The sequence below is a fragment of the Sphingomonas sp. 35-24ZXX genome (assembly GCF_000786215.1).
Classification (GTDB): domain Bacteria; phylum Pseudomonadota; class Alphaproteobacteria; order Sphingomonadales; family Sphingomonadaceae; genus Blastomonas.
Map to the genome: position 1 here is coordinate 121,828 of NZ_JROG01000004.1, position 17,119 is coordinate 138,946.

6 protein-coding genes are annotated in these 17,119 nt (G+C 67.4%); 2 read left to right on the top strand and 4 right to left on the bottom strand.

All coding sequences use genetic code 11. From position 1 onward, the window contains the following. Positions 1-51 precede the first annotated feature (51 nt). The 3 genes from LI72_RS08855 to LI72_RS08865 are packed head-to-tail and all read right to left on the bottom strand — an operon-like array spanning position 52 to position 13,015. Positions 52-3,138 carry a CHAT domain-containing protein gene (locus tag LI72_RS08855; protein WP_033925559.1) on the bottom strand — a complete coding sequence of 1,029 codons (3,087 nt, stop codon included), beginning with the start codon at positions 3,136-3,138 and terminating at the stop codon, positions 52-54. Further along, positions 3,135-11,315: a hypothetical protein gene (locus tag LI72_RS08860; protein ID WP_033925560.1), complete on the bottom strand. Its 8,181-nt coding sequence runs from the start codon at positions 11,313-11,315 to the stop codon at positions 3,135-3,137. Before LI72_RS08860 ends, LI72_RS08855 begins: the two co-directional genes overlap by 4 nt. After that, a complete protein-coding gene (locus LI72_RS08865) occupies positions 11,315-13,015 on the bottom strand; it encodes a ShlB/FhaC/HecB family hemolysin secretion/activation protein (RefSeq protein ID WP_052129675.1) in 1,701 nt (566 codons plus the stop codon). The genes LI72_RS08860 and LI72_RS08865 overlap by 1 nt, the downstream gene beginning before the upstream one ends. A gap of 443 nt (positions 13,016-13,458) precedes the next feature. On the opposite strand from LI72_RS08865, the gene LI72_RS08870 reads away from it, so the two are divergent. Together LI72_RS08870 and LI72_RS08875 are read left to right on the top strand one after the other, a co-directional pair. Further along, on the top strand, positions 13,459-14,559 hold the full coding sequence (locus LI72_RS08870; RefSeq protein ID WP_033925562.1) for a pyridoxal phosphate-dependent aminotransferase: 1,101 nt from the start codon (positions 13,459-13,461) through the stop codon (positions 14,557-14,559). After that, positions 14,556-15,467 carry a prephenate/arogenate dehydrogenase family protein gene (locus LI72_RS08875; RefSeq protein ID WP_033925563.1) on the top strand — a complete coding sequence of 304 codons (912 nt, stop codon included), beginning with the start codon at positions 14,556-14,558 and terminating at the stop codon, positions 15,465-15,467. The genes LI72_RS08870 and LI72_RS08875 overlap by 4 nt, the downstream gene beginning before the upstream one ends. Before the next feature lie 178 nt (positions 15,468-15,645). Here the strand turns inward: LI72_RS08875 and LI72_RS08880 are convergent, their stop codons facing one another. Further along, complete coding sequence (locus LI72_RS08880; RefSeq protein WP_033925564.1) at positions 15,646-17,085, bottom strand: M24 family metallopeptidase; 1,440 nt, start codon at positions 17,083-17,085, stop codon at positions 15,646-15,648. Positions 17,086-17,119 lie beyond the last annotated feature (34 nt).

The window sequence follows — 17,119 nt, forward strand, 5'->3', positions numbered from 1 at the left end:
GCGGCTTTGCCCGTCTTGACCAGTATCGCGGCGGGCAAAGCGTTCAGCCGATCATTTCACCAGCGGCTTGGTGCCGTCTCCCAGCAGAATGAACGCCGCCCAGTAATAGGGATGCGATGTCAGCGGATCGTCCATCGCGGCGCGCTGGGCATCGGCGAGAGACTTGTTCATCGCCGTACCCGGGGCCGCCTTGAACAGCGAGGAGATCAGGTTCTCGGTGGCGTTGAAATCGTCCGGAACCGGCCAGTGGCTGGCCAGCACCGAGCGAGCGCCAGCGCCGACAAAGGCGCGGACAAGGCCATCCAGCGCGAAATTGCCCCCGGTCTCGATCCCCGCCTCGCGCGATGCGGAGACGGTGGCAAGGCCCGCGGTGTCGCAGGCCGAAAGAATCACCAGATCGGCATCGAGCTTGAGGTCGAAAATCTCCTTGAAGCTCAGCAGCCCGTCGGAACTGGCATCGCCGAACGAGGTGACCAGCGCCGGTCGGGCGGGGCATTCGGGGCGTGGCGCGGTGACCAGCCCGTGCGTGGCGAAATGCAGGATGCGGTAATCGTCGAGGTCATCGCGGCCCAGCAGTGCGGTATCGCTGAAGTTCGACTGGGTGAGGACGTTGGCGCGGCCTGCACCCAGCACGCTTTGCGCGAGCTTGAGCTCGTTGGGCGAGATCGGGTCGAGCCAGGTGTTGATCGGCCATTCGCAATCGGCCTCGCGGCTGGCAGACGCCAGACGGATGCGCTCGGGCGGGGCGGCGTTCTCGCCGACGCCCAGATAGGCCTGCTGGCCGCGCGCCGGCGCGATGGTGCGCACATCGGCGAAGGAGCGCGGCGACACCGCGATCGAGAAGCGCCGATCGCGGCCGAACCAGGCCACGCCGGTAAAGTCGAACGGATCGGAATCGAGCGCGGCAGACCGTTCCAGATAGGCATCGACGCCCTTCTGGTCCTCGACCAGCAGCCCCGGCGGCAGCTGCAGCAGCGCGCCATCGGGTTCGTAGACAAGATGTTCGATGCCCGCCAGATCCGGGGTCAGGTCGGGGAACAGCGCATCGTACAGCTTGCGCGCCTCGACCACGTCGAACGGATAGTTGGTGGGCTGGCCGTTCTCGATCACCACAATCGAATCGCGCAGCTTGGCGACGGTCTTGTCGAGATCGGCGCGGGTCAGCGCGATGCTCACCGTCCGCACCCTGTCGGCGGTGATCAGCTGGCCATAGACCTGCTGGCCGACGAAGCTGACCTTGTAATAGCCCTCGCGCGGGCCGAGCAGCTTCTGCAGTTCGGGCAGCGTCACCGATGTCGGCGACAACACGCGATATTGCGAATACTGGCCCAGTCGCGATTGCAGCGCGGTCTGTTCGTTCTGCTGGGTGGTCAGCGATTCGCGCGCCAGGGCGAGCGTCGCGGTGTCCTCGGGGGTGGGCGAGGGCAGGGCCTCGAGCCGCTGGATCTCGGCGCTGGTGCGCGAGATCTCGCGGGTGCGGGTTACCGCCAGGCGGAACAGCGCCGAGGCCTCGTCATTGCCTTCGGACAGCTCGCGCGCCAGCACCGCCTGCGTCTGCGCAACGCCGGGGCGCTGCAGCAACTGGCTGGCGTTGAACATCCGCGCGGCGACCGCCGCATCGCTATCGGCCCTCACCGCCAGCTGCGCGAAATAGGGGCCGAGCATTTCCTTCATCGTGGCGCGCGCGCTGGGCACGGCCTCGCCCTCGGCCACGATCTCGTCGTACAGCGCGATCGAGCCATCGGCCTCGCCGCGCCGTGCGAGGAACGCTGCCAGACGCCCCTTGGCGCTGAGCAGCCCGGGCGACTGCGGATAGTTCAGCCGATAGATGTCGAGCGCTTCGGTCAATCCGGCGCGCGCATTGGCGAAATCGCCGCGCGATTCCTGGATCAGCGCGCGCTGGGTGGCAACTTCCGCGCGCAGCCAGCCGGTCGAGCTGATCCGCCCGTTGCGCACCGCGACGATGGTGTCGATGCCCTGCTGCAGCGCGGTCAGCGCGGCATCGCTCTCGCCCGCCAGTCGCAGCGCCGTGCCGCGCAGCAGCAGCGCCTGCCCGTCGAGAATCTGCGCGCGCTCGGCGCCCGTCAGGCTCGAATCGACACCGCCCAGCCGCTTGAGCCCGGAATTCTCGCGGTTGATGCGATCGGCCAGGATCTTGGTGATCTCGCCCTGCGACAGCCGGGTTTCGCCGATCATGTCTGTGTCGATCGAGACCGGTCGGTTGAGCACGGTGATCGCCGTCTGCGGATCGCGCTGGTTGATCGCGTCGATCGCGCGGAAATTGCGGATCATGCGCTGGGTCACGCCGTCGCTGGATGCCACCAGCCGGTCGGCGCGCGCGAACAGTGCCCCTGCGGTGGCAAAATCGCCGAGGTTCGATTGCTGAAGCGCCTGGTTGGCCAGGAACTCGGCGGTGCGCTCGGTGCTGCCCTGCTCGCGCGCGGCGAGCGTCTCGAAGAACTCGGCCGATTCGGCATAGGCGCCGTAATTGTTGCGAACATAAGCCTCGACCCGCGCCGATCCCTCGTCGAGCGTGCCGGCCTGGATGCGCGCGAACGCGGCCGGATCGCTGACGCTGGTGGTGGCCACGTCCACGGTGCCGACCGCAGCCCGGTCGGTGATCAGCGAGACCAGCGCCAGCTTGAGCGCGGAATCATAGCCCGACAGACCCTCCGCCACGAACACCGTGTCGCCGCGCACGGCAATATAGACGCGGTAGTCGACCGATGCCTTGGGGTCGCTGCATTCGATCACGGTGGCGCCGCCCACGCCTTCGACCTCGGTCACCTGCCTAGCGCCGCAGGTCAGCCGGGTGGCGAGCATCTGGAGATAGGCCTCCAGCCGGTCACCCTCGCCGCCGCGCAGCGCATAGAGCGATGCGACCGGACTGGCGGCATCGCGGCACACCACCCGGTAGCCGCGATCGAACATGCTGGTCAGCACGGCATCGGTCGGCCGGTATTGCGCGGTGCACAGCACGCCTGCGGTTCCGACGCGGAAGCTGTCGCGCAGCGCGATCGACTGTTCGCCCTGCGCATAGGCTGGGGACGCCATGGCCGCAGCCAGCGCCAGCATCGCGCACCCGGCCTGCCGGGCGGAGCGCCGCAGGGCGCGGGGCAGAAACGGGGTGCGGATCATGGCTGTCCTCCGGTATCGGGCGCGGGATTGGGAAGCGGCTGGTCGAGCTGCAGGTTGGGGTTGCCGCCGCTGGTTACCGGCTCGTCGATGATCGGCTCGACGCCCAGTCGGCGAGTGTTGACGATGGTGACCGGCGGCATGATCGGACGGCGCGGAGCCGCTTCGCCGCGGGCTGCCTCTTCGGCCGCTGCCTCGGCCTCTTCCTGCTCGCGCTCGGCCTCGCGTTCGGCAGCAGGCTTGGGCGGAGGCGGTCCGGCATGGACCACGACCGTCGGGCTCTGCTCGCTGATGCCGCCACCACCGCAGCTTGCGGCGCTGAGCAGGCAGCCATTGACGCTGGAATTGGCGGTAAAGCCGGTGATGGTCGATGGGCCATCCTGTCCGGCACTGGTCGAGCGCGGGAAGATCAGGTCGCGGACCGAGGTGCCGTTGCGGACGATGTCGCCGGTGTCGAGCAGCTGGCCGTAGATCACCAGATCGATCGGGCTGGTGGTGCTGCTTTGCGACGAACGCGGCACGATCTCGAAGCTGCCGACGCGGCCGAAGAACCCGGCATTGAGCAGGCTGGTGCCGGTGTTCTGGATCAGCAAGGTGCTGCCGACGTTGAACTGCAGCCGCGATGCCTGGATCACGCCATCGGGCCGCGAGGTCGCGATCGGCAGGCCGAGCGCGGTGTCGCGTCCGGTGAAGTTGACGTTCTCCGCCAGCCTGCCGAGCAGCTCGGCGCTGGCGATATGGATGTTGTTCGCACTGATCGACAGCGTGCCCCCTGGCGAGCTGCCATTGAGGAAGAGACCGCCGGTATCCGCATTGATTTCCACCCGTCCGGCATTGAGCGCGACGCGGTTGGTGGTGGCCATCGAATTGAACACGGCATTGCCGTTGACCCGGATGGTGCCGGACGTGTTGATCGTCAGGCTGCCCTCGGAGCCATTGAGGTTGACGCCGCTAGTCGCCGCCGATCCGTTCATCGTCAGCGCGCGGATCTCGACCCCGGTGCCCGTCGAGGAGACATTGGGCGCATTGATCACGATGTTCTGCGCGCGGATGCGTGCGATTTCGCTGCCGTCGAGCGTGTAGCCGCTGGTGCTGCTCTGGCTGTCACCGCTGCCGCCGATGATCACCGCGCCGCTGCGGTTGGCGGTCAGGGTCAGCGTGCCGGTGCTGGCGTTGCCGAGGCCCCCTGCCTGCGAGAAGGCGATATCGGCCGAACTGATCGCGATCGTCGGTGCGACCGCGAGCCCGCCGAACACGGCGGTGCCGCCGACATCCAGGCTGATGCGGGTGCCCGCCTGGATCGCGCTGCTCGCCGAGAAGCCGCCGGTGGAGGCGGAGAGCAGCGTGCCGGTGGTGACCGGCCCACCGATCGAGACGCTGCCGCCCACACGCACCGGCGTGGCCGCCAGCAGCGCGTTGAGATCGATCGTCGAGATGAGGCCGGTGGGCGAGATGGCCGAGCTGTTCGAGATCAGCGTCGTGCCTGTCGTGCCGGTGCTGATCGCGCCGGTGTTCACCGATTGCGCGGAGAGCAGCAGCGCCGACGTGCCGGTGGTGACATTGCCGGTGTTGAGGCTTCCGGTCATCGCCGCTGCCAGGATGGCGTTGGTCGCCTGCAGCGCGCCGGTGGTGACCGTGCCGCCGCGCACGCGGATCTCGTTGGTCGAGGTGATCGCGCCGGTGGTCAGGCCCTGGGTGCTGCGCAGGAAGGCGCTACCGCCCGCGGTGATCGCTCCGGTGGTGATGCTGACGGCATTGCCGAGGTTGCCCTGGCCGTCATCCGATCCGATCCCGAGCAGGCCGAAGCTGTCGATGGTGCCGGTGACGATCGTGCCTTGTGCGCCGAGGCCGATGCTGAAGCCGTTGGGCGACGTGCCCGCTCCGGTGGTGCGCAGGTTGCCCAGCGTCATGTTGCCGCCCACCGTGGTGCCGATCCATGTGCCAGCGGTGATATTGCCGCCGGTGACCGATCCGGTCGCGCTGAACTGCGTGTTCGCCGACGAGGTCAGCGTGCCGAAGGTCAGGTTGCCGGCGGTGGCCGCCGTCGCGATCGCACCGGCGGTACTGGTGACGTTGGTCAGCGAAATCGCGGTACCGCCGATGTTCACCGTGCCGCCGGTGATCGCGCCGGTCGAGGTGAAGCTTGCCGCCCGCGAGCGCAGTTGCGCCGCGCCGGTGGTGGTCACGCCGCCGATGCTGACGGCACCCTGACCGTCGACCGAGACCTGGCTGCCCGCCAGCGTTCCAGCCGCGATTGTGCCGGTGGTGGTCTGCAGCGTCACGGCCCCGCCTGCAGCGATGTTGCCAGCAGCCAGATTGCCGTTGGTGGCATTGAGGAAGGTGAACAGCGAGGAAGTGATCGCCTGGGCCGCGATGCTGTTGGCGGTGATGTTCACGCGGCCGCCATTGGCGGTCATCGCGCCGGTGGTGCTGAACGCCGTACCGATGCCCGCCAGCACGTTGCCGGACTGGATCGGGCCGTTGACGGCCAGGCTGCCCAAGGTGCGGACCGGTGCGGCGGCAAAGATCGGCGCTGGATCGCCACCGACGAACGAGACATTGCCGCCCGCGTCGCCGCTTCCACCACCGCTGCCGCCGCCGAGCAGCGACGCCATCGACGAATTGCCGACATAGAAGAAGCGGTCGCTTCCGGTGGCCGTGCTGACGCCGCCGTTGATCTGGATGTTGCCATCCACCAGCAGGACGGCGCTTTCGCCGGTCGAGAGCGCGCCAGAGGTGAACGTGCCCCGGCCGATGACGCCGATGTTGCGCGCCGACTGGATTGCGCCGACCTGGATATTCTGTCCGCTGACCAGGCCCACCCCGAAGAAGGTGCCGGGCAGCACTCCGCGCGTGACGATGGCGCCGCCGGTGATGCTGCCGGTGGCCGTGACGCCGAGATCGATGCCCGAATCAACGTCGCCGAAGGTGATCGACCCTGCAGCTGCCAGGTCGGTTTCTGCGCCGGAGCGGGTATTGCCCACCGCGATATTGCCGCCCAGCGTCTCGAGCGCGATATAGGTCCCCGCGCTGAGATTGCCGATGGTCATGTTGCCCGCCTGGACCAGCAGGTCGATATAGCCGGTGCTGGAGGTCGCGGTAGTCAGCGTGAGGCCGTTGGCTGCGGTCATCGCGATGAAGTTGGCGGCGCTGATGATGCCCGCGTTGATCGCGCCGCTGGTCGAGGTGAGGTTGATGTGGTTGCCCGACGTGACGTTGCCCAGCGTCAGCGACGCGCCCTGCATGCCGATCACCCCGCCCGCATTGATGTTGCGCAGCGTGATCGCGCCGGTTCCGACCGCGGTCAGGCTGCCGGCTGTCACGAAGTTGGCGGTCACGGTGATGGCGCCTGCCGACTGCAGGTCGACCGCGCCTGCGGTAATCGTCCCGACGTTCGCCGGCGCGGTGATCACCGTATCGGGCACGAAGACGCCTGCGCGCACGCCAAACGCGCCCGCATTGACCGCGCCGTTGTTGACCAGCACTGAAAGCTGGCCCGGGGTCACATAGGTGAAGCTGTTGGTGATGTTGGCCACGCCATCGGTGATGCGCACGAAGTCTTCGACGATGCCCACCGGATTGGGCGCATCGCCGGCGATGTTGACCACCAGGCTGCCGATCTGTGCATCGGCATTGCGGATCTCGACGTTCGAACCGGTGCCGTAGAGGTTAAGGCCCCGTGACGAGCCCGTCCCGCCGACGCCGCGCGTCGTGGCCAGCAGATCGCCGGCCTGCAGGCGTCCGCGATTGGCGGGGATCATGAACCGATCGGTGATCGCGAACGCAAACCCTCCGCCGATCCCGTTGCCGCCCGCACCCAGGATCGCGCCTGCGCCGCCGTTGCCGCCAAAGCCGTCCGCGACCATCGTGCCATTGCGCATATCGACCAAAGCACCGCGCACCAGCAGCACGTTGGCACCGCCTTCGCCCACGCCGCCCGCGCCGCCGTTGCCCGCCAGGGTCGTGCCGGTACCGCTTACGCCGCCGGTGCCGCCGAAGCCGCTGGCATCGGCCACCGCATCGAGCAATCGCATCGTGCCGACATTCGCCGTCACTGTGCCGGTTCCGCTTTCGGTGCCGAACTGGTTGAACCCGCCCAGCGCGATGCCGCCAGCGCCGCCTGCTCCGCCTGCGCCAGCGGTGCCGACGCCGCCTGCACCACCTGCGCCGGCAAAGGCCCTGGTGGTGATCTGCAGATTGTTGATGTCGAGCTGGCCATTGCCCGCCGCTGCGGTCGCAATGGTGAGGCCGCCCGTGGCGTTGCCGCCGACGCCGCCGGCGCCGCCAACCGTGCCGCTGGCTCCGGTGCCGCCGGTGCCGCCGAATGCATCGGCAGACAGGAAGATATCATTGAAATCGAGCAAGCCGGTCACCGCGCCGCTGCCGGCGAAGATCGAGGCACGGCCGCCAGTGCCATTGCCGCCGGAACCGCCCAGCGCGCCATTGCCGCCGCGGCCGACGGCGCCGATGAACACGTTCTGCCCTACCATCTGCGTGCCATCGGAACCGAGGCGCGATATGCCGCCGGTTCCGTTGCCGCCATTGCCGGCGACCAGCGATTCCCCGCCAAAGCCGTCTGCGGCCATGCTGATATCGCCGCCAAAGGCAAAGCTGGCGATGACACCGATGGTGCCGACTTCGCTGAGGCCGCCGATGCCGGTGCCGCCATTGCCGGTCTGTGCCGAGCCGCCGAAGCCGTTGGCCACCATCGTCAGCGTGCTGCCCAGGTTGATGCTGGCTCCGCCTGCGCCGCCCACGACCACGGCCGTACGCCCGCCGGTGGCGTTGCCGCCGTTGCCGGTAAGCGTGCTTTCGCCGCCAAAGGCGGATGCATCGAGCGATACGCCCCCGGTCACTGTGACGGTGCCCGATGCCGAATCGATCAGCGCCGAACCGCCCAGGGCATCGGCGATGGTGCCCGTGACGGCAGAACCGACGCCTGCGATCGCGTTGGCGAGCAGGCTGCCGTTGACGCGGATCAGGCTGCCTGCGCCCGATGCGTTGACGAACACCGATCCACCGGTGGCGGCAGCTGCGTTGCCCGCACCGCTATCGACATTGCCGCTGAGCGCCTGCGCGGAGAGGAAGGTATCCTGGTTGAGCACCATCTGGCCGGTGCCCTGGGTGAGCAGGCTGGTGGTGCCGCCGATCGCGGCCCCGCTGTTGGCGCCGCCGGATACCGATCCGCCAAAGGCATTGGCCCTGGCCGTCGTGATCCCGCCGACGCTGACCGATCCGTTGTTGGCAAAGATCTGCGCGGTGCCGCCATCGCCGAGGCCGCCGACGTTGCCGGTGCCCGATGCGTTGCCGCCAAAGCCTTCAGCGCTGACATCGGCAACGCCTGCGATCTGGATGATGCCGCCGGGGATCGAACCGATGATCGCCTGGCCGCCGATGCCGTCGCCGCCCGAGCCGATCCCGATCGAACTGCCGCCATTGCCGTCTGCATTGGCGGTGCCGACGCCGCCGATCGCCAGCGTGCCGGCGCCCGCACCCAGATTGGCGAGGCCGCCGGTGCCGATGCCGCCGCGCAGGCCGCCCACGTTGCTGCCGCCAAAGCCGCGGGCATCGACCGTCGCATCGCCGGTGATGGTGATGGTGCGATCGTTGACCGCGATGCGGACATCGCCGCCGGTGCCATTGCCGGCAATGCCATCGCCGCCGCCGGAGTTGTCATGGCCCTGGCCCGTCGCGCGGACCAGCGCGTTGCCGATGATCGAGATGGTGCCGCCGGTGTTCTGCGAGATCGAGGCCGCGCCGCCAGTGCCGTTGCCACCATCGATCCCGGTCACGCCCGAGCTGAACACCGCGCCATTGGCGTTGATATCGACGTCGCCGTTGATCGTGATCGCGCCACTGGCCAGCGCCACGATCTGCGCGGTGCCGCCAAGGCCGTTGCCAGAGCCGCCCCGGCCCGATGTGATGGCATTGCCGCCCACGCCGCCGGCACTTATGTTGAGCGCGTGCAGCGTCATCGTGCCGCTGGTCGCGGTGTTCACAAGCGCCAGGCCGCCGCTGCCATTGCCGCCGACGGTACCCTGTCCGCCAAGACCCAGCGCCTCGACGGTCGACGAACCGGCTACCGTGATCGAACCGCCTGCACCGTTGATGAAGATCTGCGCCGTACCGCCGGTGGCCGCGCCACCGTTGCCACCTGCCGTATTGCCGGAACCGCCGCTGCCGGTCGCCTGCAACAGGACATTTGCGCCCGCCGTGGTGATGCCGCCTGCGCTGAACGCGCCGAACTGCGTGGTGCCGCCGGTGGCCGCGCCGCCTGTGCCGGTCGCAAAGTTGGTGGCACCGCCAAAGCCGAATGCAGTCAGATGCAGGTTGCCGCTGACGCTGGCGCTGCCGCCGGTGCCCGCTCCGAAGGTCGCGATCCCGCCGGTCGCTGCGCCGCCATTGCCAAAGGCAGAGTTGCCGCCAACGGCTTCGGCGTTGAGGGTGGCGGTGCCGATGATCGAAAGCGAATTGCCGCTGGTGGCCGCCGTGCCGCCAGCCCCAATGCGGATCGTGCCGCCGAAGGCTGCGCCGCCGGTGCCGGTGCCGAAATCATTGCTGCCAAAGCCGTTGACCGATGCGTTGAGGTTGCCGCCGATGGCCAGCACACCGTTGGAATCGAGACTGCTGAACTGGATCGTTCCGCCGCGGCCAAAATTGCTGCCAATCCCGGTGGTGCCGGCGAGACCGGCGACGCCCTCGGCAGTCGCGCTGACATTGCCGGTGATGTCGATCCGCCCGCCGCTCAGCGTCCGCACGTTGATGTTGCCGCCGGTCCCGCTGCCGACCGAACCGGTTGCCACGTTGCTGCCGCCCAGTGCGCTCGCATTCAGCGAGACGTTGCCCGCAACGGTGATCCGGCCATTGTTCTGCGACAACAGATTGAGGTTGCCGCCGACGGCATTCTCGCCGCTGCCAAAGGCGGTGACGGCGGTCGATGCGTTCAGATTGCGGCCAAATTGCACAATGCCGGTGGCCGACTGGCTCTGGATGTTCAGCAATTGCCGGGCGTAAAGATCGGTATCGCCGGCAAAGGTGACGGGCGATCCCGCCACAATCGACAGGGCGTTTGCCGAGGCCGCATTGAACGCCGAGGTGAAATTGCCGCCCGAGATCAGCACGCTCGATGTTTGCGCCGGATTGACCCGGTTGGCGGTATCGATGTTGTCGCCGAACACGTTGTAGCCCGAAGACAATATGATCGAGTTGCCGACCGCATTGGCCGCGCCTGCAATATCGAAGCCCAATTGGCTGCCGCCGGTGATCGCCATGGTGATGGCGTTGTTCTTGGGCACCGCCACCATGTAGATGCGATGGTTGTCGCCCGCGCCGCTGCTGGCAGGGCCCGTGGTGCTGCCGCTATGGGTGATCGCGGTGTTGCCCGCCGCAGAATCACCATTGGTGCCAGTGGTCACCTGGATATCGAACAGGCCGCCGCTGCCGAAGGTGATGGTGGCAGCTTCTGCACCGACATAGGCGGCGGTTCCGTTGACGTTGACGCTGCCATTCTGGCGGATGATCGGCGCGACCATCGCGACATAGCTGTTCTGCGGCGTCAGGCGCACCTGCGCGCCGGCATCGACCTGAACATAGCTGGTGGCCGATGCCGCAGGGCCCAGGGTCAGCGAGCCGCCTGCGTTGATGAAGTTGCCGGCGCCGTCGCGCACCGGATCGGCGCTGGTCAGCAGCAGGCCGCCGACATCGATCACACCGGTCGCGCCGATGACGATGCCGCCGGGGCTGTAGAAATAGACGTTACCCCCCGAAACCAGCCCTGCACCGGTCTGCAGCTGGCTGATGATCGTGCCGTTCATTGCGATCGCGCGGGTGGGATCGGTCGGGATGATGCGGTTGAGCACCGTGAACTGGTTCTGCGCGGTGGGATTGTTGCGGAAGAACGCGGTGCGGCCGTTGGGCAGGAAGTTGATCACCCCGCCGCCGATGGCGGTGTCGTTGGTGGTCCAGTTGATCACCGCCTGGTTGGTATCGACGCGGATATTGTCCTGGCCGGTGGTGCGGTTGATCACTACCCCGCCCGACACCACGGTCGGGGTCCCCTCGAACGCCTGCGCATGCGCGCTGCCCGATCCTGCGAAGGTGAGGCCCGTGGCCAGGGCCAGCGCGGAGGTCGCCTTCGCCAGCGTGACGCGGCGCGCGAACAAGGTGCGGTTATCAGCCATCAGCGGGCTCCCCAGGGCAAAAGCAAGGTGGTGAGGGTGAACAGGATGCGCGGGTCGGGCGTGTCGGTGAGCAGGCCAGCGCGCTCGGTAGGCACCGCCACCATCACGTCGAGGCGGAACCGGTCGTTCAAACGCGCGCGCACGCCGCCGCCGATCGACGAGAGCCGCTGCGGATCGCCGGGGCGGCCGTCATCCCAGGTCCAGGCCATGTCCATGAAGACGAAGGGCTGGAACGAGAAATCGGTCTCCTTGATCGGCGAGACCTGCGGTCCGCGCAGCTCCACCTGAAAGCCCGCGCCATCGTCGCCGACGATCGTGCCCGGATCATAGCCGCGGCCGATGGTGAAGTTGCCGCCCGAAATTTCCTCGAAGCTCAAAACGGGATTGAAGGCCAGCTGGCCGCGCCCGCGGACAAAGACCGAGGCATTGTCGCCCAGCGCCGCTTCGGCGGAAATCTCGCCGCGGATCAATGTCGAGGTGGGGTCGCCATCGCCGCGCGTGGTCGGCGTGCGGACGAGCGCGCAGACGAAGTTGCACGGATCGCTCGCGCCCAGGATCGAGAGGCCCTGGCGGAATTCGAGCTGGCCCGCGAGGCGCCAGCGCGGCTCTGCGCCATTGGCCATGTCGATCGCCTCGCCGGTCAGCTGGGCATAGGCAATCCGCAGCCGGTCGCGCGACAGCGGGCCGATGAAATCGATGTCCTGATCGACATAATCCAGCCCGACCGCGCCATAGACGGAGGCCGCCTGGCTGCGCACCAGCGGATAGCGCGCCTCGGCGCTGGCCAGCAATGTCGTCGCATCGATCTTGGCGCCGATGCCGGCGGGCAGGTTGATATTGGGTTCGGTCCACGCATAGGTGAACCGTCCGGCGAGCGTCAGGCCCTCGCTGCCGACGCGAAATTCATGGCCAGCCTGGAAGATCTGCTGTTCCTGGAAATCGAGCGTCGAATAGGCCGAGATATAGGTGCGGTCGCCCATGCCGGTCAGGCCATAGAATTGCGCGCGCAGCTGCCCGCCATAGGGACCTGCATCGCGCGCGGCCATGTTCTGGACGTTGAGGTCGACCTCATACGGGGTGCGGCGCACGGTGACATCGCCGATCAGCTCGCCCGGGCCGGTGCCGGCCGGCACCAGCGTCAGCCGGATGTCATAGCCGGGCAGATCGCGCGCCAGCAGCAGATAGCGTTCGGCCAGCCGCTGGTTGAACACGGTGCCGTCGGTCAGCCGCTCCAGATAATTCGCGACCAGCTTCTCGCCATTGCCGGCATCGCCGCGCACGCGGATCGAGGTGAGCTTGGCGTAGAGAACCTCGAACTGCACCACGCCATTGTCGATGCGCTGGGTGGGCACCTGGACCGCGGCGATATAGCCATCGCGCCGCAGCCGCGTGGCGACGGCATCGCGGATGTCGCAGAGCACCGCGACCGGCTGATCGGTGCCGATATACTGTTCGTACAGCGGCCGCAGCTCGATCGGGGCGACCGGCCCCAGATTGTTGAAACGGGCTTCGGTCAGCCGCAACCGCACATTGGCATAGGCCGGGTCGGCCAGCGGGCAGGGCGCGCGCTCGATATCGCCTTCGACGGTGAGTCGGCTGGGGCGTTCGGCCCGCGGCTGGACGGGCCGCTCGATTTCCTCGCGCGTGGGAGGCGACGGCACATTGACCTGCTGGGCCTGGCCAGCGGTCGCATAGAACATTGCGGCACCGGCGACGGTCCCCAGAATCAGTTGGCGTGTGCGGAAAGGTCGCGTCGGCAAAGTCACCCCCTGTAGCCTGTGCGGACACCGGGAAGGAACGGACACTAACCCATCACCCCGGACCGTATGCTGGAGCGCACAGCGGCTTTTTCCGCTTGTACATTCCCGGGCGACCTTGAGGGGTGTCTTAACTCACCCTCAAAGCGGGGGCAACCTGCAAATATCCATAGGTTTTGAAATTCTCCAAGCTTAACATACATTTGTAACAGCCGAGGGCGTTGCGCCGGGTGAACGGCGCTGACCATTGAATTTGTTAAGCATTTTCGTGAACGCGCTTTGACGTGAAAGGCAGCGTCGCCGCAGTCCGGATGGCCCCTGTAACAACGCGGGACACCGCTGCGCGCGCTTCCCTCTTCGCGCTGTTCGCGCTATGCGCGCGCCCCATGACCAGCCAGCCCCAGCCCAAACCCTGGATCGAAGCGATCCATGCCTATGTCCCCGGAAAATCGACCAGCGACGACGGCCGGCCGCTGATCAAGCTGTCCGCCAACGAGAACCCGTTGGGCTGCAGCGCGGCAGCGCTCGACGCCCGGCTGCACGGTCTTGCGCTGGCCCCCTCGCTGTACCCCGATCCGGACAGCGCGGCGCTGCGCGAGGCCATCGGGCGGCGGCACGGGCTCGACCCGGCGCGCATCGTCTGCGGCACCGGCTCTGACGAACTGCTCAATCTGGCCGCGCAAGGCTATGCCGGGCAGGGCGATGAGGTGATCTACGTCCGCTACGGCTTTTCGGTCTATGACATCGCGGCCCGCCGCTGCGGCGCGACGCCGGTAGTTGCGCCAGACAACTTCTATGCGACCGATGTCGATGCGCTGCTGGCCTGCGTCACCGATGCCACGCGGGTCGTCTATCTTGCCAACCCCAATAACCCCACCGGCACGCTGACGCCGCGCACGGAGATCGCGCGGCTGCACGCCGGGCTGCGGCCCGATGTGCTGCTGGTGCTCGACCAGGCCTATGCCGAATATCTGAGCGAGGACGAGGATGATCACGGCCTCGCGCTGGCCAGCGCGCACGACAATGTCCTGGTCACGCGGACCTTCTCGAAGATCTATGGCCTGGCTGGCGAGCGGATCGGCTGGGGCTATGGCGCGCAGGGGATCATCGATACCTTGAACCGCATCCGCGGCCCGTTCAACGTGACGCTGACCGGCCAGGCCGCAGCGCTCGCCGCCGTTGCGGACGAGGATTTCGTTATCCGTTCGCGCGATCACAACACGGTCTGGCGGCAGTGGCTGGCGGGCGAGCTGGAGCAGCTCGGCAATCACGGCGTGCGGCTGGTGCCCAGCCACGCCAATTTCCTGCTGGTGCTGTTCGAGGGCGATGTCAGTGCCGAGACCGCCTATGGCGCCTTGATGCAGGCGGGCTATATCGTGCGCTGGCCCAAGGGCCAGGGGCTGGGCCATGCGCTGCGCATCACCATCGGCGAGGAATCGCACATGCGCGCAATCGCTGCCGTGCTGCGCGATCTGGTGACCGCATGACCGCGCCTTTCGATACCATCGCGATTGTCGGCCTGGGGCTGATCGGATCGTCGATCGCGCGCGCGGTGCGCCAGAGCCTGCCCGATACGCGCATCCTGGGCTATGACCGCAACGCAGGCGTCTGCGCGCGGGCCGAGGCGATCGGGCTGTGCGATGCGTATCTGCCAGCCTTTGGCGCTGAGCTTGCCGAGGCGCAGATGGTCATATTGTGCGTGCCGGTGGGCGCGATGTCCGCCGCCGCCGCTGCCATGGCACCGCATCTGTCGGCACAGGCGATCATCAGCGATGTCGGATCGTGCAAGGCGAGCGTGCTCACCGCGCTGCGCAGCGCGCTTCCCGATGCCATCATCGTCCCCGCGCACCCGGTCGCCGGGACCGAGAACAGCGGCCCCGAGGCCGGGTTCGCATCGCTGTTCAAGGGCCGCTGGTGCATCCTGACGCCCGATGCCGACGCCGATGCCGAGGCTTGCGGCAAGGTCGCCGCCTTCTGGCAGGCGCTGGGCGCGAATGTCGAGACGATGGACGCCGCGCACCATGATCTGGTGCTCGCGGTCACCAGCCACCTGCCGCACCTCATTGCCTATACCATCGTCGGCACCGCCAGCGATCTGGAGGGCGTGACGCAGAGCGAGGTGATCAAATATTCCGCTGGCGGTTTCCGCGACTTCACTCGCATTGCCGCCAGCGATCCGGTGATGTGGCGCGATGTGTTCCTGTCGAACAAGGACGCGGTGCTCGAGATGCTCCAGCGGTTCTCAGAGGACCTGTCTGCGCTGCAACGCGCGATTCGCTGGGACAAGGGCGACGAGCTCGAAGAACTGTTCACCCGCACCCGCACCATCCGCCGCTCGATCATCGAACAGGGCCAGGATGATGCAAAGCCTGACTTCGGGCGCGAGCATAAATAGGGGTTGCTGATCGCGCGTTCCCTTCCCTGCGAGGGAGGGGACCAAGTAGTCGCAAAAGGCGCAGGTTGCGCGCTCAGCCTCTCAATTCCGCTCAGCCTGAGCTTGTCGAAGGCCCCGCTATGCGGCCGGCGTGGGCGCGGGTCCTTCGACGGGCTCAGGATGAACGGAGGTGGTCAGGTTACTCTTCCCCCACATCCGCGACGGGTTCGGTGGGCAGCGCTTCGGGTACGGGCATAGGCGCCTCGGCCATCGAATCGGATGCCCCCCTGATCAGATGGAACCGGTCCTGCCGCCCATCGAGATAGCTGACCTGTTCGCCGTCGAACACCATGTCCTCCTCGGTGCGGAACGAGACCGCCTGGTCGCCCCATTCGGGGACGTTGTTGGTGACCGCGAGCTCGATCGACCATGCGGTGCTCGCGCGGACCAGATAGTTGCCCGCGGGGGTGCCGTCCTGATTGTCCCAGAAGCCGATCGCGGGGCCTGCGCCATGGCCGTGAAAGCCGATCGGATGCGAATAGATGCTGGGCTGATAGCCTGAGCTGATCGCCTTGGCCCGGGTCGCGGCGAGCAGATCGTTGCCGGTCAGGCCGACGCGGAACTCGGAGGTGAGAATGTCCTGCACCGCATTGGCCGCAGCGAGCCCCGCCTTCAGGCCCTGGGGCGCGTCGCTCTCGCCGGGCTTGAGGACATAGGCCAGATGCTGGGTATCGGTGTTGAGCCCCAGATAGGTGATGCCGAAATCGGTCCACAGCATGTCGCCGGGCTGGATGATGGCATCGCCGGTGAGCTCTCCGGTCTGCCCTGCGCGGAAGATGTTGATCGAGGGGTGGAACCAGGTCTTGAGGCCCAATGCACTTATCTTTTCGCGCATCCACCATTGCACGTCCTCGGCGGTGGTCTTGCCCGGCGTGATCACCGCGTCGGACAGGCCCTCGGCGATGATCGCGTGCGCCAGCCGGACGATCGAGGGATAGACCTCGAGTTCGGCCGGGATGCGGCTTTCCAGCCAGCCGATGGCGAGCGGCCCGGCGGGCACGATACGGCTGCGCAGCTCCTCGGGCAAAGCAGCCATGAAGTCCTCGTGCTGGCTGTGGGTCAGCCCGTCGGCAAGTGCGGTCTGGCCCGAGACGTTGAGCGCAATCTTCTTCGGGTTGCGCTCGGCGATCACCTCGGCGAGGCGCTTCCACTGGTCTGGCTGCTGCTCGGGCGTCCAGACGGGCGCGAACATGCCGGCGAGGCCATAGCGGCTGACCGTCAGCCGTTCGACGGGCTTGCCCTCGCCCGGATCGAAGAACACCAGGATCGTGCGCCGCCGCGCGTGCATCGAGCGCGCGTCGAGCATGGTCGCGACCACCGGGTCTTCGACATATTCGCGCGCGATCAGCACCCACATATCGACGCCCTGTTCGCGCATCAGCGCCGGGACCACCGTCTCCAGCCGCTGCGCCAGCCATGCATCGCGCAAGCGTGCCTGTTCGCGCAACGGCAGCACCGCAGGGTAATCGGGCGCTTCGGCTTCAGCCAGATTGCCGGTGGCCTGCGCCGATGCGGCGGGCGCCGCAAACGCAAGACAGGCAGCGATCGTGGCAGACAGGACGGTGGCGACGATGTTCATGCAATTCCCCGGGCTATGGGCGCGGTGCGCGCCT